Consider the following 18,359-nt stretch of genomic DNA (forward strand, 5'->3'; position numbering starts at 1 on the left):
GACCTGCCGGTTTCGTGTTAAGCGCCCGGCGCGCATCCACGTCAAATCGAACTGAAGGTCATTCGCAATGGCAACAGCGACTGCTCACTCGGCGCAGGCCGAAGATTTTTTCACGGCTCCGCTCGAGGAGGTGGATCCGGAGATTTTCCGGTCGATTCGCTCCGAACTGGGCCGTCAGCGCCATGAGATCGAGCTGATCGCGTCCGAAAACATCGTCAGCCGCGCCGTGATGGAGGCGCAAGGCACGGTGCTGACCAACAAATATGCCGAAGGCTACCCCGGCAAGCGCTATTATGGCGGCTGCCAGTATGTCGATATCGTCGAGGAACTGGCGATCGAGCGCGCCAAGAAGCTGTTCGGCTGCGAGTTCGCGAATGTGCAGCCGAATTCCGGCAGCCAGATGAACCAGGCGATTTTCCTGGCGCTTTTGCAGCCGGGCGACACCTTCATGGGCCTGGATCTGAATTCCGGCGGCCATCTGACCCACGGTTCGCCCGTCAACATGTCCGGCAAGTGGTTCAACGTGGTCTCCTACGGGGTGCGCGAGGACGACCACCTGCTCGACATGGATGAGGTGCGCCGCCTTGCGCATGAACACAAGCCGAAGCTGATCCTGGCCGGCGGCACGGCCTATTCGCGCATCTGGGACTGGAAGGCTTTCCGCGACATCGCCGATGAAATCGGCGCCTGGCTGATGGTCGACATGGCGCATATTGCCGGTCTGGTCGCTGGCGGTGTTCACCCGTCGCCGCTGCCTCATGCGCATGTCGTGACCACCACGACCCACAAATCGCTGCGCGGCCCGCGCGGCGGCATGATCCTGTGCAATGACGAGGCGCTGGCGAAGAAGTTCAATTCCGCGGTGTTTCCGGGCCTTCAGGGCGGCCCGCTGATGCACGTGATTGCCGCGAAGGCAGTTGCTCTTGGTGAGGCGCTGCGGCCATCCTTCAAGGCCTATGCGCAGGATGTGGCGACAAATGCCAAGGCGCTCGCCGCGAGCCTTCAGGAAACCGGGCTCGACATCGTGTCAGGCGGTACCGACAACCACCTGATGCTGGTGGATCTGCGGCCCAAGAACGCCACAGGCAAACGTGCCGAGGCAGCACTCGGCCGCGCCAACATCACCTGCAACAAGAACGGCATCCCGTTCGATCCCGAAAAGCCGTTTGTCACCTCCGGCATCCGGCTCGGAACGCCGGCTGGCACCACACGCGGTTTCGGTCAGGCCGAGTTCCGCGAAATCGGCACCCTGATTGCCGAGGTGCTCGACGGGCTCAAGACCGCGAATTCGGATGAGGGAAATGCCGCCGTAGAGGCAGCGGTGAAAGAAAAGGTGGTGGCGCTGTGCAACCGCTTCCCGCTCTACGAGTTTCTTGGCTGACGCCTGATCCGCTTTGGCCCGGCCAGGATGCGCCGGGCCGGCGGGCTTTGAATCGGAGCCGAAAAGCTCTAACTCCTTCGGCGCATCCGACTCAACGCGTCACGGACCCGCCATGCGCTGCCCATACTGCCAGTCGCTCGACACCCAGGTGAAAGACTCCCGCCCGGCGGAAGACGGCAACGCCATCCGCCGCCGACGCGTCTGCCCCGATTGCGGCGGCCGCTTCACCACTTTCGAGCGCGTGCAGCTGCGCGACCTTGTGGTAGCCAAGAAATCGGGCCGCAAGGTGCCCTTCGACCGCGACAAGCTGATGCGCTCCTTCGATATCGCGCTCAGAAAACGCAATGTCGAACCTGAGCGTATCGAACGTGCCGTATCGGGTATTGTCCGTCAGCTGGAAAGTTCCGGCGAAACGGAAATCTCATCTGACAGCATCGGCGAACTGGTGATGGAAGCCCTCAAGTCGCTCGACGATGTCGCTTATGTGCGGTTCGCTTCGGTTTACCGCAATTTCCGCGAGGCGCGCGACTTCCAGGAAATTCTCGGCCAGCTGAAGGACGGGGACGAGGCGGAGTAGGCGATGGCTGGCAGCTCGCCCTCATCCGCCACGCCGAGCGAAACCGATCGCCGCTTCATGGCGGCCGCGATCCGCATGTCGCGGCATCACCTTGGATTAACCGGCACCAACCCGTCTGTCGGCACGCTGATCGTGCGCAACGATGGCGGAAGCCCGCGCATCGTCGGGCGTGGCGTCACGGCGATCGGGGGCAGGCCCCATGCCGAGCCGCAGGCGCTGGACGAAGCCGGCGAACTGGCCCGCGGTGCCACCGCCTATGTCACGCTGGAGCCTTGTGCGCACCATGGCCGCACGCCGCCCTGCGCGGAGACGCTGGTGACGGCTGGCATCGTGCGCGTGGTGGGAGCGGCGAGCGACCCGGACCCGCGTGTGTCCGGTCGCGGCTACGCGATATTGCGCGATGCGGGTATCGAGGTGGTGGAGGCAGTGTTGGCCGACGATGCCGCCGAGCTGATGGCGGGTTACCTGATTCGATCAGTCAGCAAGCGGCCGGAAGTAATTCTGAAACTTGCTGTTTCCGCCGACGGGATGATCGGCCGAAAAGGCGAAGGTCAGGTCGCCATTACCGGTGATCTTGCCCGGGCGCAGGTGCATGCGATGCGCGCCGAGGCCGACGCGATTCTCGTCGGCATCGGCACCGCGATCGCGGACGATCCCGAACTTACCTGCCGTTTGCCGGGGCTGGTGCAGCGCTCGCCCATCCGCATCGTGCTCGATTGCGACGCGCGGCTGCCGGCCGCGTCTCGCCTTGCGGCGAGCGCGCGCGAGACGCCGGTCATCGTCGCAGCCGCACCCGAGGCCGATTCCGCGCGCAAGGCGGAGCTCGCGGCACTGGGTGTGCAGTTTCTCGGCGCCGATATCGCCGACGGCCGCATTGCGCTGCCCGAGATGCTGGAAGATCTTGCGGGCCGCGGGGTCTCGACCTTGATGGTCGAAGGCGGCGCCGCGGTGGCCGAACAGTTCCTGCGCGAACGCCTGGTCGACCGTCTTGTTTTGTTTTCCGGTGAGGGCGACGTCGGGCCGGGCGGTATTGTTTCGCCTGTCACGCCGGACACCGTACCGTCCGGGTTCAGGCTCGTCCGCGACGGCAAGTTTGGCGGCGACAGATTTGCGGAATGGATGAGGACAGGCTGATGTTCACGGGAATTGTCACCGATATCGGCAAGGTTGCCGCCGTTTCGCCGCTCGCCGAAGGCCGGCGCCTGCGGATCGAGACAGCCTACGATCCGGCCACGATCGATATCGGCGCGTCTATTTCCTGCTCGGGTGTGTGCCTGACCGTCGTTGCATTGCCTGAGTCAGGCTCAAACGCGCGCTGGTTCGAGGTGGAGGCGTGGGAAGAGGCACTGCGGCTGACCACGGCCTCCGATTGGGACACGGGCACGCGCATCAATCTGGAGCGTGCGCTGAAGGTGGGCGACGAACTCGGCGGCCATATCGTGTCCGGCCATGTCGACGGCACGGCGCAGATTGTTGCACGCGAGGATGAGGGCGATGCCGTCCGGTTTACACTTGAGGCGCCGCTGGAAATGGCGCGCTTCATTGCGCCCAAGGGTTCCGTCGCGCTCGACGGCACGTCTCTGACGGTGAACGGCGTCGACGGCGTGCGTTTCGATGTGCTTCTGATCCACCATTCCCTGGCGGTGACAACCTGGGCGGACCGCGCGGTCGGCGACCGCGTAAACCTCGAAGTCGACACCATGGCGCGTTATGCCGCGCGGCTGGCGGAAGCACCGCGCTGACGGCACTGGTACAGCCGATCATTGGAGGAGCACGGCACGAAGCGCTTGCCGTCGCTTGCCGTTAGGCCTAAGTGACCGGCAACCCCTCGAGCCTGAAAGATCACAGACGCATGCCGCATATCCTCATCGTCGAAGCGCGATATTACGAAGAGCTTTCGGACGCCCTTCTTTCGGGCGCGAAGACGGCGCTTAAGCGCGCCGGCGCGACATATGACGTGGTTACCGTTCCCGGGGCGCTTGAGGTGCCGGCGGCAATCTCCTTTGCCATCAATGCGGGCGCAAAAAAGTATGACGGCTACGTGGCATTGGGGTGCGTGATCCGCGGCGAGACCTATCACTTCGATATTGTCGCCAATGAATCGAGCCGCGCCCTGATGAACCTGTCGGTCGCCGGCGCGCCGATCGGCAACGGCATCCTGACCGTCGAGAACGAGGCGCAGGCCTGGGCCCGTGCGCGCCAGAACGAGGGCGACAAGGGCGGTTTCGCGGCCAATGCGGCACTGTCCATGATCTCGGTGAAGGCGGGGTTCGAATCGTGAGCGTTGCCAAGTCATCGCCGGAGGGACAGGGCGCGAGGCCGGCCAACAAGCGCGGTGCGGCCCGCCTGGCGGCGGTGCAGGCGCTTTATCAGATGGATGTCGCAGGCAGCGGCGTGCTGGAGACGGCGGCCGAATACGAGGCCTACCGTCTCGGCAAGGAAGTCGACGGTTCGGTCTACCGCGAGGCCGATCCGCAGTGGTTTCGCGCCATCTTGTCCGGCGTCGTCGAAGGCCAGAAGACGATCGACCCGGTCATTCGTGCCGCGTTGACCGACGACTGGCCGCTTTCGCGGCTGGATTCCACCCTGCGTGCGATACTGCGCGCCGGCACCTATGAGCTGATCGAACGCCGGGACGTGCCGGTAGCGGTTATCGTGTCCGAATATGTCGACATCGCCAACGCGTTCTACGAGGAAGAGGAGCCGCGGCTTGTAAACGCGGTTCTGGACCGCGTGGCGCGTGAGAAGCGGGGCGAGGGCCGCGGAGGAGCGAAAGCGTGAGCGGCCCGCAGATGGCGCGGGACGCAACGCGCACGACGCTCATTCTTGCGGCCTCGCAGGCAATCATCGGATCGGCCGCGCCAATCTCGATTTCCCTGGGCGGCCTTGCGGGGGACTACCTGCTGGGGCCCGACAAGTCACTGGCAACGGCACCTGTAACCGCATTTACGGTCGGGGTCGCCGCAGGCGCCATACCTGCTGCTTTTGCCATCCGTGCTCTCGGTCAGCGCGGCGGTTTCATGACCGGCTCGCTGATCACCGGCCTGGGTGGCGCAGTTGCCGCGCTGGCACTGTTCCAGTCGAGTTTCTGGCTCTTCGTTGCCGGACTGCTGGTGATCGGAGCCGGCGGTGCCTTTGTTCAGCAGTTCCGTTTTGCCGCTGCCGACAACGCGCCGCCCGAGTTCAAGGCGCGCGCAATCTCATGGGTGCTTGCAGGCGGCGTCATTACCGCAATCCTCGGCCCGCAGATCGTGATTTTCACCCGCGAGACGCTGGCGCCGGTCATGTTTGCCGGCTCGTTCGTATCGGTGATCGGATTGGCGCTTGCCGGTCTGGTCATCCTGTCGTTCCTGCGTCTGCGCAAGGACCAGCCGGTCGACGATGGCGTGGATGCGGGGCCGGCGCGGCCATTGAAAGAAATCGTCGCCAGCCCGCGTTTTGCCGTCGCGCTCTTTTGCGCGGTCGGCAGCTATGCCCTGATGAGCTTTGTCATGACAGGCGCACCGCTGGCGATGGTCGGTTGCGGTTTCAGTACCGACGAGGCGACACTCGGCATCTCGTGGCATGTGCTTGCCATGTTCGGCCCGAGTTTCTTCACCGGCCGCCTCATTGCCCGGTTCGGCAAGGAGAAGGTCGTCGCGGCTGGCCTCATTCTACTGATTGGCTGCGGCATCGTCGCGCTTTCGGGCATTCAGCTGTGGCAGTTCTGGACGGCGCTGATCCTGCTTGGGCTGGGATGGAATTTCGGCTTCATCGGCTCGACTGCGATGGTGGCCGAAACATATTCACCCGCAGAGAAGAACAAAGTGCAGGGTTTCCACGACTTCGTTCTCTTTTCGTCGGTCGCCTTCGCTTCGCTGATGTCGGGACAGGTCTACAATGTCTGGGGCTGGGACATGCTGAACTGGATCATATTCCCGGTCACTGTGCTGTGCCTGGTGGCGCTGGGCGCGCTGGCTGCTATCTCCAGAAAACCGCAGCCTGCCTGATCTGCTCGACTGTCGGCGATACGGTTCTGACCGCGCTTGAAGCGGCGATTTCGGGGCAAAAACCGGTCAATAGCTTGACGTTGAGCGGTCGCTTGCGCATAAGCGCGCGCTGAAGGGTCAGGCGTTTTTTGCGCCTTGACGCCGTCAACGGCCCGGGGAGGGGTTTCTTGCGGGCCAAACCCAAAGGAAAATTCTGGCAATGACCATGCTTTACGTCGTCATCGCCTGCGGCCTGCTTTCTGTCCTTTACGCCATCTGGGCGACGCAGTCGGTCCTCGCGGCCGACCAGGGCAACGCACGCATGCAGGAAATCGCCGGCGCCATCCGCGAGGGTGCGCAGGCCTACCTTTCCCGCCAGTACACAACCATCGCCATCGTCGGCGTGGTGGTGTTTCTGCTCGCCTGGTGGCTGCTGTCCGTTACGGCGGCGGTCGGCTTCCTGATCGGTGCCGTGCTTTCGGGCGTCGCGGGCTTCATCGGCATGCACGTCTCGGTACGCGCCAATGTGCGCACCGCACAGGCCGCATCCAACAGCCTGGCCGCGGGCCTCGACATTGCATTCAAGTCGGGCGCCATCACCGGCATGCTGGTGGCGGGTCTCGCACTGCTTGGCGTTGCTGTTTATTACTGGGTCCTGATCGGCCCGATGGGTTATGGCGCGGCTGACCGCGCGGTGATCGACGCTCTGGTGTCGCTTGGTTTCGGCGCTTCGCTGATCTCGATCTTCGCCCGTCTCGGCGGCGGCATCTTCACCAAGGGCGCCGACGTGGGTGGTGACCTGGTCGGCAAGGTGGAAGCCGGTATCCCGGAGGATGATCCGCGCAATCCCGCAACCATCGCCGACAATGTCGGCGACAATGTCGGCGACTGCGCCGGCATGGCCGCCGACCTGTTCGAGACCTATGCCGTGACCGTTGTCGCGACCATGGTTCTGGGCGCGATCTTCTTCGCCGGTTCTGAAATTCTCGGTCAGGTGATGCTCTACCCGCTCGCGCTTTGCGGCGCCTGCATCATCACCTCCATCATCGGCACCTTCTTCGTGCGCCTCGGTTCCAACGGCTCGATCATGGGCGCCCTCTACAAGGGCCTCATCGTCACCGGCCTGCTGACCATCATCGGCGTCGGCGGCGCGACCTCGCTGACCATCGGCTGGGAAGCGATCGGCACCGTTGCCGGCATGGAAATCACCGGCACCAACCTGTTCATCTGCGGCCTCATCGGTCTCGTCGTGACGGGTCTGATCGTGGTGATCACCGAGTATTATACCGGCACCGACAAGCGTCCGGTGAACTCGATTGCCCAGGCATCGGTGACCGGCCACGGCACCAACGTGATCCAGGGTCTGGCAGTTTCGCTCGAAGCCACCGCGATGCCGGCAATCGTCATCGTGGCGGGCATCATCGCCACCTTCCAGCTCGCTGGTCTGTTCGGCACCGCGATCGCGGTCACCACCATGCTCGGCCTGGCCGGCATGATCGTGGCGCTCGACGCCTTCGGCCCCGTGACCGACAATGCCGGCGGCATCGCCGAAATGTCGGGTCTTCCGCCGGAAGTGCGCCAGTCGACCGACGCGCTCGACGCCGTGGGCAACACCACGAAGGCCGTCACCAAGGGCTACGCCATCGGTTCGGCCGGTCTCGGCGCACTGGTTCTGTTTGCCGCTTACTCCTACGATCTGGAGTATTTCGCCGCCAACAGCGACCAGTTCCCGTACTTCGCCGATATGGGCAGCGTCTCCTTCTCGCTCTCCAACCCTTATGTGGTTGCGGGCCTGATCTTCGGCGGCCTGATCCCATACCTCTTCGGTGGTATCGCCATGACGGCGGTCGGCCGCGCCGCTGGCTCGATCGTGGAGGAAGTGCGCAAGCAGTTCCGCGAGAAGCCGGGCATCATGGAAGGCAAGGACAAGCCGGACTACGCCCGTGCAGTGGATCTGCTGACCAAGGCCGCGATCCGGGAAATGATTATCCCGTCGCTGCTGCCGGTTCTGGCGCCGCTCGTCGTCTATTTTGGCGTGCTGCTGATCTCCGGCTCGAAGGCTTCGGCCTTCGCGGCTCTCGGCGCTTCGCTTCTTGGCGTGATCGTGAACGGCCTGTTCGTCGCGATCTCCATGACCTCGGGCGGTGGCGCCTGGGACAACGCCAAGAAGAGCTTCGAGGACGGCTTCACCGACAAGGACGGTGTGAAGCACGAGAAGGGCTCCGAGGCGCACAAGGCCTCCGTAACGGGTGATACAGTCGGCGATCCTTACAAGGATACAGCTGGCCCGGCCGTGAACCCGGCCATCAAGATCACCAACATCATGGCGCTCTTGCTGCTGGCCGTGCTCGCGCACTAAACGGCGGCAGAGAAGCGAAAATACGGACCCGCGGGCGGTGACGCCCGCGGGTCTTTCTTTTTGGCCAAGGATGATCTGAATTGGGACGCGGTCTTTGCCGGGCTTGCCGGCCCGAGCCGCTGCGCCATCCCGACCCTGATTTCGGTGCGATGGCTGGCAGAGTTCAGGGATTTTCCGGTCGCAAAATTCCGGTCAGCTCGACAGCCTGCCGAAAGAACTCAAGGCAACGTGCGCAGAGGCCGTCCACGATGAACGAAATTCCGACTGTGCTGGTCTGCCGGAATGGAGGCGCCCGATCGGCTGTTAGGCCGGGTTGCAGCAGCCAGGCGGGCCTGCGCCCGTACGCTAGAGGCCGGGGAAGCGCGAACCGCCGCCACCTCCGCCCGCAAGGCCCGAAATCAGCTGCATCAGGAAGTTCTGATCCTTGCCGGCCGTCGGCGTGGTGCGCGAGATGAAGTCGAACAGCTTGCCGTCCTGCAGGCCGTAATTGGCGATGTTGCTCACCCGCCCGTCGTCGCCGAAATAGACTGCCAGAACGCGCTGGTCGACGACCTTGGCCTTCATGAAGGCCGCGTTGCGCACGCGCTTCTGCGAGATGTAGTAGAAAACCTCGTTGTCGAACGTAGCCGACGTTGACGGTGTTCCCAGCGTGAGCACCACTTGCTCGCGGCTGGAGCCGACCGGTACCAGTGCCAGCGATTCCTGATCGATGACATAGCCCTTGTTGATGGTCTGGGAAGCCTGCAGCGTTTCGGTGGCGTTGCAGCCGGCGAGGGCAGCGCAGAGGACGACCGCACCGGCAATGCCGAAGGCGCGCTTCGAAGGCTGAAATTTGAAATCGACTGCCCGAGACAACTGCTCTACCTCATCCTAGCTGCGGCAAATGCCGCATCGCGCTGCCGTTTGCGGCGGCGGCGAAAAGCGGTAAACCAGCTTCGCCGGCGATGCAACCTGACCCCCACCATATCGCCCCATTTGGAGTATTTCCTTAATGTTCAAACGGTTGCTCGGAATTGAGCCGAATCCGAACCGGAACGTGGTGGATGAGCTCTATGAACAAATCGTGGCGGCAGCGCGGCAGCCGGCGCTCTATGCCGACTGGCACGTCCCGGACACGCCGCTCGGCCGCTTCGAGATGATCTCGATGACACTCTTTCTGGTGCTGCGCCGCCTGAGAGGCGAGGCAGGGCCGGCCAAGGCCATCGGACAAGACCTAGTCGATACCTTCTTCAAGGAAGTCGAGCATTCGATACGCGAACTCGGAATCGGCGATGCCGGTGTGCCGAAGCGAATGAAGAAACTCGCGCGCATGTTCTACGGCCGCACCGCCTCCTATGGATCCGCGCTCGACGAGGGCGACGAAGAAGCACTTGCCGATGCACTGAGGCGCAACGTGCGTCCGGCTGAAGCCGAATGGCCGCAGGCGCAGCAGCTGGCGAGTTACGCCGCCGAGATTGCGCAATCGCTGGCGTCGCAGCCGCTGGACGCACTGACCAGGGGCGTCATAGCCTTTCCCGATGCCGCCCCACGTGCAGGAGAAGCCGCATGAAGGACGAAACCAGCCCGGTATCCATGACGGTCGACGTAACGCGTCTGCCGGCGAAAGGTGTGACTGTGAAATTCGAGGCCGATGAGCGCCAGCGGCAGGCTCTTGCGGCAGTGCATGGCCTTGAGAAGGTAGCCGACTTCCGGTTCACGGCGAAGGTCGACCCTTGGAAGCGGGAAGGCGCGCGCGTTGCCGGTGAGGTCAATGCCGACATTACCCAGCTGTGTGTTGTTACGCTCGAACCGCTTCAGGTGCACATCAGGGAAGAGATTTCCGCGGTTTTCGTTCCCGAATCGTCGCGTCTTGCCCGAATGGACATCGAAGGCGGCGAATTGTTGCTCGATTCCGAAGGCGACGATGCGCCTGAAACCTTCGCGCACAGCCGCATAGATGTCGGTGCTCTGGCGGAAGAGTTTTTCGAGCTGGCAATCGATCCATATCCACGCGCTGACCACGCAGAACTGCCTGAAACAGCGCCGCAAATCGATGCCGAAGCGCGGGCTGAGGCGCCTTTTGCGAAGCTCGGTTCGCTTGTGCGCAAGTCATGAAATCCGGCTTTGCCGGGGCGAATTGAGGTTGTGCCGCCGAGCAAAACCGCTATTTTCGCCCCACTTTGGCCCACTCCCCGTGTGTGCCCCGGGGAATGATGAGAACGCTGTCGCTTGATAAGAATATCCATTGACGCCATGGGGGGAGATCACGGACCGGCAGTCGTGCTGCCAGGTCTGATGAAGGTGATCGAACGCCGGCCTGATGTGACCTTTCTTCTGTTCGGCCTCGCCGAGGAGGTAGAGCCGGTTCTGGCCAAGCTGCCGCGGCTGGCGGCGCTGAGCGAGTTCCATCATTGCGAAGTCTCGGTGCGGATGGACGACAAACCGAGCCAGGCGCTGCGCCACGGGCGCTGGAAGTCGTCAATGTGGCGCGCGATCGAGGCGGTGAAGAACGGCGACGCCGATGTTTGCATATCCGCCGGCAACACCGGCGCGCTGATGGCAATGTCGAAATTCTGCCTGCGTCCGATGGCGAACATAGAGCGGCCCGCGATCGCGGCGATATGGCCGACGATGCGTTCCGAATGCGTTGTCCTCGACGTTGGGGCCAATATCGGCGCGGACCCGCAGCAACTTGTCGACCATGCCATTCTGGGCGCTGCGATGGCCCATTCGATCTTCCAGCTCGACCGCCCCGCGGTCGGTCTCCTCAATGTTGGCGTCGAGGAGATCAAGGGCCAGGAGGACGTCAGGGAGGCCGGGCGCATGCTGCGCGAAGCGGCCCTTCCGTCGATGGATTATCGCGGTTTCGTGGAGGGCGACGATATCGCGAAAGGCACGGTCGACGTTGTCGTCACCGAAGGTTTTTCCGGCAATATCGCGCTTAAGACCGCCGAAGGCACCGCGCGCCAGATCGGCGAGTATCTGCGTGAGGCGATGAGCCGGACGTTACTCGCGCGCATCGGTTATGTTTTCGCCAGGAGCGCGTTCCGCCGCCTCCGCGAGAAGCTGGATGTGCGCAAGATAAACGGCGGCGTGTTTCTTGGCCTCAACGGCATTGTCGTAAAAAGCCACGGCGGCGCCGACGAAGAAGGCTTCGCCGCAGCGGTCGATCTCGGCTACGACATGGCGCGCCGCCGGCTGATCGACACGATTCGCGAACAGCTGGAACATTTTCACGACCGTCAGCCGAAGCCCGAAGCGGCTGCCGCTGACGGTGTCGCGACCTGACGAAGGAAAATCCTGAATGATCCGATCCGTTGTTCGGGGAGTGGGCGCCGAGACGCCTCGCCGCATAATGAGCAATGACGACTTCGCCGGCCTGGTCGATACCTCGGATGAATGGATCACACAGCGCACAGGCATTCGTCAGCGGCACATCGCTTCCGATGACGAAACCACGGCGTCGCTGGGCGAGGCGGCAGCGCGCAAGGCGCTGGCTGCGTCCGGGCTCACGCCGGCCGATATCGACCTCATCGTTCTGGCGACATCGACGCCGAACAACACCTTCCCGGCGACGGCGGTTGAGATCCAGCAACGGCTGGGCATGCAGCACGGATTTGCGTTCGACTTGCAGGCCGTGTGCTCCGGTTTCCTCTACGCACTCACAACGGCGGATCTCTACATTCGCGGCGGCAGCGCCAAACGCGTCCTGGTGATCGGCGCGGAAACCTTCTCGCGCATTCTCGACTGGACGGACCGCACCACATGCGTGCTGTTCGGCGATGGTGCCGGCGCGCTGGTGCTTGAGGCGCAGGAAGGCGAGGGCGGTGTTTCCGACCGGGGCATCCTGACCGCCAGCCTGCGCTCCGATGGGGCGCACAAGGAAAAACTCTACGTCGACGGCGGGCCCTCCACCTCCGGTACGGTCGGCAAGTTACGTATGGAAGGCCGCGAAGTTTTCAAACACGCGGTCGGCATGATTACCGACGTCGTGGAGGCGGCACTCGGCGATGCCGGTGTGACGGCCGAGGATATCGACTGGTTCGTGCCCCATCAGGCGAACAAACGCATCATCGATGCTTCGGCGCGCAAACTTGGTATTGCGGAGGAAAAGGTCGTCATAACGGTCGATCGCCATGGCAATACTTCCGCCGCCTCGGTGCCGCTCGCTTTGGCAACCGCCGTAGCTGACGGGCGCATCAAAAAAGGCGACCTGGTGCTGCTGGAAGCAATGGGCGGCGGCTTCACATGGGGTGCCGCGCTGGTGCGCTGGTAACGATCGATTTGCCATGAAGCAGTGAACAGTTCTTGACCTGCCGGAGGCAATTCCCTAACGTTTCTGTATATCTAAAAAAACAATTACCGGGAACGAACAGAGCGGCGATGGGGGGGAAGACAATCACGCGCGCCGATCTCGCTGAAGCGGTGTATCGGAAGGTCGGTCTATCGCGTACCGAATCCTCACAACTCGTCGAGATGGTGCTTGAGGAAGTCTGCAATGCCATTGTTCGCGGCGAGTCCGTGAAGCTCTCCTCCTTTGCTACTTTTCACGTCCGCTCGAAAAACGAGCGCATCGGCCGCAATCCGAAGACCGGCGAGGAAGTGCCGATCCTGCCACGCCGGGTCATGACCTTCAAAGCGTCCAACGTCCTGAAAAATCGCATCCTCAGGCTGCACAAGGACAAGAAGGGCAAGCGGGAAGACGCATGATTTGCGAGCCGTTTGCGCAACTTTCTTAAGACAGTACTTGAATTTCCTGGCGCCAGCAGTTGCAATCGCCGACGATTCGTAGCGTCTCGTTGAGGAGTGCTCATGGATAAGTCCCCGGATGCTTTCCGCACCATCAGTGAAGTGGCAGACGATCTGGATTTGCCGCAGCATGTTCTGAGGTTCTGGGAAACGCGTTTTTCGCAGATCAAGCCGATGAAGCGGGGTGGGGGCCGCCGCTACTACCGTCCGCAGGACGTCGAGCTGATCAAGGGCATCCGCTTCATGCTCTACGATCAGGGATACACCATCAAGGGTGTTCAAAAGCTGCTCAAGGACAACGGTATCCAGTTCGTAATCGCTATCGGCGCGGGCGACCTGGCCGCGGTTGAGGCGATCGCCCAGCGCAAGCAGGCCGAAACCGAGGCGGCGCTGAAAATGGCCGGCGCCAGACCGGATGACGGCATGCTGGTCGGCGAGCCCAAGGCGAAACCCAGCCGCCGTTTCTTCGGCATGGGCAAGGGCGAGGAGGATGGCCCTGTGCAGCCGGGCGAGGGCAAGCTCACCCGCGACAACCGCGCGCTTTTGCAGGAGGCGCTTTTCGACCTCCTGGAATGCAAGCGACTGCTCGACCAGGTTCGCCAATAGCTCGAAAGGAAGTGCGATGGCCGCCTTCATCATTGCCGATACGAAAATCGAAAACGCAGACGTCTACGAGGACTACAAGAAGCAGGCCAAGGCGATCGCCGAGACCTATGGCGGCCAATACCGCGCCCGCGGCGGCGCCCTCGATGTCATCGACACCGAGCTCTGGTCGCCGACCCGTGTCGTCATCATCGAGTTTCCGGATATGGCAAGCGCCAAGGCATTCGCGCATTCGCCCGAATACACCGAAGTGGCCAAGATCCGCCACGCCAACGCGAAAAGCACCGTCTTCATCGTCGACGGCGGCTGAGGCGCGCGGGCAAAGCGTTGTGGGTTAGCGATCGTTGGAGAGCGTCCAACGGTTTCCGCGCAGTCACAAATCCGGTCATTCTCAGGGATAGGAAAAATGGTCGGAGCGGCGGGATTCGAACCCACGACCCCTTGACCCCCAGTCAAGTGCGCTACCGGGCTGCGCTACGCTCCGAACCGCAGGCAGCCCTAGAGAAACAACGCCCTGTGCGCAAGTGAAAAAGGCCCGCAGGTGAGCCCTGGGCACAGACAAAGTTCGCCCCGCGAAGCCGGCGCACCGTCCACGAGCCGGTGTCCGGCGCCTAGGTGTCGGCGCATTCGGTAAAGCGACGTGAACTACAGCTGCGCGCGCGGGATCAGGCTGGCTGAAGCATGGCCGCCGTTCGGCCGCTCTCATTTGCGCGCAATCGCATCTGCCAGCGTGCTTCCAGCGCCATCGCGGCCCAGACCATCCCCAGCAGCAGGTAGAAATGGCGCCAGTGGTTGGTGTCGATGACCGTGCCCAGCAACACATGGCCGACGAAGACCACGTAGGCGGTGAGCAGATACGGCTGCCAGGGACGGTCCCTGAACAAGATGCGAAAGCCGCCGGCAAGCGTCCATACGATCAGCGTGAGATAGGCTGCAAAACCGAGCCACGAATAATCTAGCAGTGTCTTCAGCCAGATGTTGTGCGTGTCTTCGCCAAGCGTCAGGCCAAACTCCAGCGGTCCGATCCCGAGTGGATGTTCCATCGCCATCTGAAAACCGATGACAAACCGGGCGAAGCGTCCGAGCCGGCCCGTATCGTAGGATTGTGCAAGTTGCGCCCGCTCCGAAAAAATGTCGGCGACAGCCGGGATCTGCAGCGCCACGATCAGCGCGACAGCCAGAAGCACGAAAGCGAAAAAGCCCATCAGGAGGATGCGCAGGCGAAAGAGATTGCTGTTGCTGCGCAGGTAAAGACTGCCGGTCAACATCATGGCCGAAAACAGAAACAGACCCCAGGCACCGCGTGAGAACGACAGGAATATGCCGGCCGTCAGGAAAACCAGGATTACGGCATGGAGCGGCAGAGAAGTCGCCCGGCCTGTCAGGATCAGCTGCAGCATGAATACCGCCGGCAGCACCAGGAACGGGCCGAACACGTTGGGGTCTTTGAATGCACCGGCTGCGCGCCCGTAGAGCGTGAACATCTCGCCGGGCGTAAGGCCGAAATAGCCCATCATGCCGAGAGCCGACGTCGCGACCGCCGCCGCTGTCCAGGACCAGAAGATCAGCTTGTAGAGATCGGGGCGGTTTTCCAGCACGGCGGCGAAAAAGACGGCTGTCAGCGCCAGAAACAGCGACACGGACAGATAGAGCGGGATCTCGCCGACATCGTCCATCTGGTTCATTGAGATCATGCCGCCGATCACGAACAGCACCAGAAGCAGCGCCATCGGAGCAACGGTGCGCGATATCCTCAGCCCGAACAGGGCCCAGATCGGCATGACCAGTGCCATGAACAACTCATAAGGCGCCGGTTCGCGTACGACGAAGCCGGTCAGGAATATGCCGAACGCGATCGAGGCCGAGACAATGAGCGCAATCAGCTTGGCGTTGACCGCCTCACGCGGCAGCGCGGCAGATGCGGCCCCCGCACTCAATACGCGTTCTCTGAGCTGAGCAGCCGGATCGGCGTCAGAAACAGGATTTTGAGGTCGAACAGCAGCGACCAGTTCTCGATGTAATAGAGATCGAATTCAGTGCGCTTGCGGATCTTCTCGTCGGAATCGACCTCGCCGCGCCAGCCGTTGATCTGGGCCCAGCCGGTAACGCCGGGTTTGACCCTGTGGCGGGCGAAATAGCCATCGACGACTTCCGTATAGAGCACGCTGTGCGTTTTTGCGGCAACGGCGTGCGGACGCGGTCCGACCAGCGAAAGTGAGCCGAACAGGGCATTGAAGAACTGCGGCAGTTCGTCGATCGAGGTCTTGCGGATGAAGCGGCCGACCCGGGTGACGCGCGGATCGTTCTTGGTAACAGCCTTGACGGCGCTCGGATCGCACTGGTCGGTATACATCGACCGGAATTTGTAGACGTCGATTTCTTCATTGTTGAAGCCATGGCGCTTCTGCTTGAAGAAGACCGGCCCTTTGCTGTCGAGTTTTATCGCTATGGCGGTGGCGATCATCACCGGCGAAAACGCAATAATGCCGGCCAGCGAAAAGACGATGTCGAATGCCCGCTTGGCGACCGAGTCCCAGTCGTTGATGGGTTTGTCGAAAACATCGAGCATCGGCACCGAGCCGATGAAGGAATAGGAGCGCGGCCTGAACTTCAGCTCGTGGGAATGTGCGGAAAGCCGTACATCCACGGGCAGCACCCAAAGCTTCTTGAGCATCGAGAGCACACGCTTTTCGGCAGTGATCGGCAGCGATACGATAAGCATGTCGATATGCGCGATGCGGGCGAAGCTGATCAGTTCGTCAATGGTGCCGAGTTTCGGGTATCCGGCCACGATGGGCGGCGAGCGCCGGTTGTCGCGGTCGTCGAAGATCCCGCAAATGCGTATGTCGTTATGCGGCTGCTTTTCGATCGAGCGGATCAGCGTTTCCGCACCTCCACCGCCGCCGACGATGACCGCGCGCCGTTCCATTCTGCCGTTGCGCGCCCAGCGCCGCACAAGCCGTGCAAGAGCGAGACGCGCCGTCAGCAGAAGCGCAAGCCCGACGACGAACCAGCTGCCGAACCAGACACGCGAAAATTCTTCCGAGACCTTGAAGATAAAGCCGGCAAGCGCCATCAGCGCGAAGACACCCGACCAGACGATCAGAATGTTCTTCAGATGCGACCATGGCCGGCGCAGAGCCGATATCTGGTAGAGATCGGTGATCTCGAACAGGATGACCGCAACAAGCGACCCGGTCAGCACCGCCGCCGGATACTCCCACACCAGATGCGTGCCGAAACCCACATAGAGGGCGTAGATAACCACGCCGGAAAGGGCCAGCAGCGCAAATTCGGCGAACCGCAGATAGCCGCTGACGAGCACTGGCGACATCGCGTCGGCGCGATACTGCGCGGCGACCTGCGACGCGACAGCATTCAGCTCCGCCTGGCGGTGATCGGTGGGGCCGTCGTTGAAATTCCGGACGGACTCCAGGGTAAATGGATGCGACGTACTCACCTTACTCACACTCGACCGAACAAAGACAATGGTCACACAGCGCCAAATGCTAGCGCCGACACACTAAGAAACCCTTGCCCGGGGTGAGAAAATGCCGGGTAGCGCGGAAGAGCCGCGCCGGTACTAGGCCAGCCGCTCGAGTGTCGCCATGTAGGCGGCTTCGATCTGGCGCGCCATTTCGTCGGCGCTGAAGCGCTTCCTGAGCTCGGCCTGTGCCGGCATCAGCGCCCGATACGTCTTTTCGTCCGACAATGCCGTGGTGATCTTTCCGGCAAGGTCGTCGACCTCCGGCTGAACGAGGGCCGCAGAGCCGCTGCCGAATATTTCCGGAATACCGCCGACAGCGCTGGCTATCATCGGTTTTCGCGCCGCCAGCGCCTCAAGAACGATGTAAGGCATGGCTTCCGCACGCGAAGGCACCACCATGACGCGGCCGAGCTTGAAGGCGTCTCGGGCAGGCATGGCGGGAAGGAGCTGGACGTCGAGCCGGTCGCGTAAGGCTTCCGCCCGGCTTTGGTAGCGGGGTTTGTCGTCGCCGTCGCCGACCATCGTCATCGTCAGCCGCCGGCCGATTGTGCCGGCCGCGTCTGCGGCAGCCTCAAGCAGAAGGTCAGGGCCTTTGAGGTCGCGCATCATGCCGACATAGAGCAGGTCGGTTGCGCTTTTGCTGTCGCGCACGGCGGCGAACTCCTCAGCCCGCAGTCCGTTATAGACAAGGCGATAAGGTGCCCGCGGCACGCCGACCTTCGTTTCGTAGGTTCTGCGCTCATAATCGGACACGAAGAGAAACTGGTCGGTAGCCCGGCCCAGCAACCGTTCGGCCGCAAAAAAGGCCTTACCGGTCAACGTGTCGACGTCATAATGCAGGCTGCCGCCATGCGGCGTGTAGATTCGGGCTACGCGAGACCTGGATGCCCGAGACAGTGAACCGAACAGCCTGGCATAGGCGCCGCCTTTGGCGCCGTGGCCATGCAGGATGTCCGGTTTCAATTCTGAAATGATGCGATAGGTGCGCCAGGCGGCGGCGAGGTCGCCGGGCCCGACATGGCGCTGCATGGGCGTGCGCTTCACACCCAGCGTCAGTATTTTTTCGATGTCCGCGAAGAGTTTGTCCTCATAGGCGCCGCCAGTCGTGGAATCGCAGACGATGCCGACATCATGTCCGGCCGCGAGCTGGGCATGGGCCAGGTCTCGCACATGGCGGAACAGTCCACCCACCGGCGAGCGGAAGCAGTGAACTATGCGCAGCTTTCTGCTCAAAGGGTACCTGCCTGAGGTGGGTC

Annotated in this window: 19 protein-coding genes and 1 tRNA gene; 15 read left to right on the forward strand and 5 right to left on the reverse strand. The window is 62.5% G+C overall.

Going from position 1 to position 18,359, the window contains the following annotated elements; translation table 11 throughout:
• The first annotated feature begins 67 nt into the window (after nt 1-67).
• The 8 genes from glyA (at nt 68) to EP165_RS16625 (ending at nt 8,285) form a co-directional block, all read left to right on the forward strand.
• Entirely contained in the window at nt 68-1,381 is a 1,314-nt protein-coding gene (glyA, locus tag EP165_RS16590) for a serine hydroxymethyltransferase (RefSeq protein WP_127523947.1), read from the forward strand.
• 112 nt (nt 1,382-1,493) lie between these two features.
• Complete coding sequence (gene nrdR / locus EP165_RS16595; RefSeq protein WP_127523948.1) at nt 1,494-1,958, forward strand: transcriptional regulator NrdR; 465 nt, start codon at nt 1,494-1,496, stop codon at nt 1,956-1,958.
• Nucleotides 1,959-1,961: 3 nt separating this feature from the next.
• Complete coding sequence (gene ribD, locus EP165_RS16600; RefSeq protein WP_127523949.1) at nt 1,962-3,092, forward strand: bifunctional diaminohydroxyphosphoribosylaminopyrimidine deaminase/5-amino-6-(5-phosphoribosylamino)uracil reductase RibD; 1,131 nt, start codon at nt 1,962-1,964, stop codon at nt 3,090-3,092.
• On the forward strand, nt 3,092-3,700 hold the full coding sequence (locus EP165_RS16605) for a riboflavin synthase (RefSeq protein ID WP_127523950.1): 609 nt from the start codon (nt 3,092-3,094) through the stop codon (nt 3,698-3,700). Before ribD ends, EP165_RS16605 begins: the two co-directional genes overlap by 1 nt.
• Before the next feature lie 110 nt (nt 3,701-3,810).
• Nucleotides 3,811-4,239 carry a 6,7-dimethyl-8-ribityllumazine synthase gene (locus EP165_RS16610; RefSeq protein ID WP_127523951.1) on the forward strand — a complete coding sequence of 143 codons (429 nt, stop codon included), beginning with the start codon at nt 3,811-3,813 and terminating at the stop codon, nt 4,237-4,239.
• Nucleotides 4,236-4,739, forward strand: coding sequence for a transcription antitermination factor NusB (gene nusB / locus EP165_RS16615; RefSeq protein ID WP_127523952.1), 504 nt, complete (start codon nt 4,236-4,238; stop codon nt 4,737-4,739). Before EP165_RS16610 ends, nusB begins: the two co-directional genes overlap by 4 nt.
• 11 nt (nt 4,740-4,750) lie before the next feature.
• Nucleotides 4,751-5,947, forward strand: a complete 1,197-nt coding sequence (locus tag EP165_RS16620; RefSeq protein WP_127524040.1) for an MFS transporter — start codon at nt 4,751-4,753, stop codon at nt 5,945-5,947.
• A 199-nt stretch (nt 5,948-6,146) separates the two neighbouring features.
• Nucleotides 6,147-8,285 carry a sodium-translocating pyrophosphatase gene (locus EP165_RS16625; RefSeq protein ID WP_127523953.1) on the forward strand — a complete coding sequence of 713 codons (2,139 nt, stop codon included), beginning with the start codon at nt 6,147-6,149 and terminating at the stop codon, nt 8,283-8,285.
• 345 nt (nt 8,286-8,630) lie between these two features.
• Here EP165_RS16625 and EP165_RS16630 read toward each other — a convergent pair whose 3' ends face one another.
• Nucleotides 8,631-9,140: an outer membrane protein assembly factor BamE gene (locus EP165_RS16630; RefSeq protein ID WP_127523954.1), complete on the reverse strand. Its 510-nt coding sequence runs from the start codon at nt 9,138-9,140 to the stop codon at nt 8,631-8,633.
• A 136-nt stretch (nt 9,141-9,276) separates the two neighbouring features.
• On the opposite strand from EP165_RS16630, the gene EP165_RS16635 reads away from it, so the two are divergent.
• The 7 genes from EP165_RS16635 to EP165_RS16665 all read left to right on the forward strand — a co-directional run bounded on the left by EP165_RS16635 (nt 9,277) and on the right by EP165_RS16665 (nt 13,926).
• Entirely contained in the window at nt 9,277-9,834 is a 558-nt protein-coding gene (locus EP165_RS16635) for a ubiquinol-cytochrome C chaperone family protein (RefSeq protein ID WP_127523955.1), read from the forward strand.
• Nucleotides 9,831-10,379, forward strand: coding sequence for a YceD family protein (locus EP165_RS16640; protein WP_127523956.1), 549 nt, complete (start codon nt 9,831-9,833; stop codon nt 10,377-10,379). The genes EP165_RS16635 and EP165_RS16640 overlap by 4 nt, the downstream gene beginning before the upstream one ends.
• Before the next feature lie 114 nt (nt 10,380-10,493).
• Nucleotides 10,494-11,552, forward strand: coding sequence for a phosphate acyltransferase PlsX (plsX, locus tag EP165_RS16645; protein WP_127523957.1), 1,059 nt, complete (start codon nt 10,494-10,496; stop codon nt 11,550-11,552).
• Between the two features lie 16 nt (nt 11,553-11,568).
• Entirely contained in the window at nt 11,569-12,540 is a 972-nt protein-coding gene (locus EP165_RS16650) for a beta-ketoacyl-ACP synthase III (RefSeq protein ID WP_127523958.1), read from the forward strand.
• 107 nt (nt 12,541-12,647) lie between these two features.
• On the forward strand, nt 12,648-12,974 hold the full coding sequence (locus EP165_RS16655; RefSeq protein ID WP_127523959.1) for an integration host factor subunit alpha: 327 nt from the start codon (nt 12,648-12,650) through the stop codon (nt 12,972-12,974).
• A gap of 102 nt (nt 12,975-13,076) precedes the next feature.
• Entirely contained in the window at nt 13,077-13,619 is a 543-nt protein-coding gene (locus tag EP165_RS16660; protein ID WP_127523960.1) for a MerR family transcriptional regulator, read from the forward strand.
• Between the two features lie 16 nt (nt 13,620-13,635).
• Nucleotides 13,636-13,926: a DUF1330 domain-containing protein gene (locus EP165_RS16665; RefSeq protein ID WP_127523961.1), complete on the forward strand. Its 291-nt coding sequence runs from the start codon at nt 13,636-13,638 to the stop codon at nt 13,924-13,926.
• Nucleotides 13,927-14,023: 97 nt separating this feature from the next.
• On the opposite strand, the gene EP165_RS16670 is transcribed toward EP165_RS16665, so the two are convergent.
• From EP165_RS16670 to EP165_RS16685, 4 genes are all read right to left on the reverse strand, one after another.
• Nucleotides 14,024-14,100 (reverse strand) — tRNA-Pro (locus tag EP165_RS16670).
• Between the two features lie 181 nt (nt 14,101-14,281).
• Entirely contained in the window at nt 14,282-15,553 is a 1,272-nt protein-coding gene (locus EP165_RS16675; protein ID WP_245440189.1) for an O-antigen ligase family protein, read from the reverse strand.
• Nucleotides 15,550-17,085, reverse strand: a complete 1,536-nt coding sequence (locus tag EP165_RS16680; protein ID WP_127523962.1) for an undecaprenyl-phosphate glucose phosphotransferase — start codon at nt 17,083-17,085, stop codon at nt 15,550-15,552. Before EP165_RS16680 ends, EP165_RS16675 begins: the two co-directional genes overlap by 4 nt.
• 114 nt (nt 17,086-17,199) lie before the next feature.
• Nucleotides 17,200-18,336, reverse strand: coding sequence for a glycosyltransferase family 4 protein (locus tag EP165_RS16685; RefSeq protein WP_127523963.1), 1,137 nt, complete (start codon nt 18,334-18,336; stop codon nt 17,200-17,202).
• Between the last annotated feature and the right edge of the window lie 23 nt (nt 18,337-18,359).

This window comes from Mesorhizobium sp. Z1-4 (assembly GCF_004000235.1).
GTDB lineage: Bacteria > Pseudomonadota > Alphaproteobacteria > Rhizobiales > Rhizobiaceae > RCIO01.

Coding starts and splice junctions, on each gene's coding strand:
- glyA (WP_127523947.1), top strand. CDS start 68: ATGGCAACAGCGACTGCTCACTCGGCGCAGGCCGAAGATTTTTTCACG.
- nrdR (WP_127523948.1), top strand. CDS start 1,494: ATGCGCTGCCCATACTGCCAGTCGCTCGACACCCAGGTGAAAGACTCC.
- ribD (WP_127523949.1), top strand. CDS start 1,962: ATGGCTGGCAGCTCGCCCTCATCCGCCACGCCGAGCGAAACCGATCGC.
- EP165_RS16605 (WP_127523950.1), top strand. CDS start 3,092: ATGTTCACGGGAATTGTCACCGATATCGGCAAGGTTGCCGCCGTTTCG.
- EP165_RS16610 (WP_127523951.1), top strand. CDS start 3,811: ATGCCGCATATCCTCATCGTCGAAGCGCGATATTACGAAGAGCTTTCG.
- EP165_RS16620 (WP_127524040.1), top strand. CDS start 4,751: ATGGCGCGGGACGCAACGCGCACGACGCTCATTCTTGCGGCCTCGCAG.
- EP165_RS16625 (WP_127523953.1), top strand. CDS start 6,147: ATGACCATGCTTTACGTCGTCATCGCCTGCGGCCTGCTTTCTGTCCTT.
- EP165_RS16635 (WP_127523955.1), top strand. CDS start 9,277: ATGTTCAAACGGTTGCTCGGAATTGAGCCGAATCCGAACCGGAACGTG.
- EP165_RS16640 (WP_127523956.1), top strand. CDS start 9,831: ATGAAGGACGAAACCAGCCCGGTATCCATGACGGTCGACGTAACGCGT.
- EP165_RS16650 (WP_127523958.1), top strand. CDS start 11,569: ATGATCCGATCCGTTGTTCGGGGAGTGGGCGCCGAGACGCCTCGCCGC.
- EP165_RS16655 (WP_127523959.1), top strand. CDS start 12,648: ATGGGGGGGAAGACAATCACGCGCGCCGATCTCGCTGAAGCGGTGTAT.
- EP165_RS16660 (WP_127523960.1), top strand. CDS start 13,077: ATGGATAAGTCCCCGGATGCTTTCCGCACCATCAGTGAAGTGGCAGAC.
- EP165_RS16665 (WP_127523961.1), top strand. CDS start 13,636: ATGGCCGCCTTCATCATTGCCGATACGAAAATCGAAAACGCAGACGTC.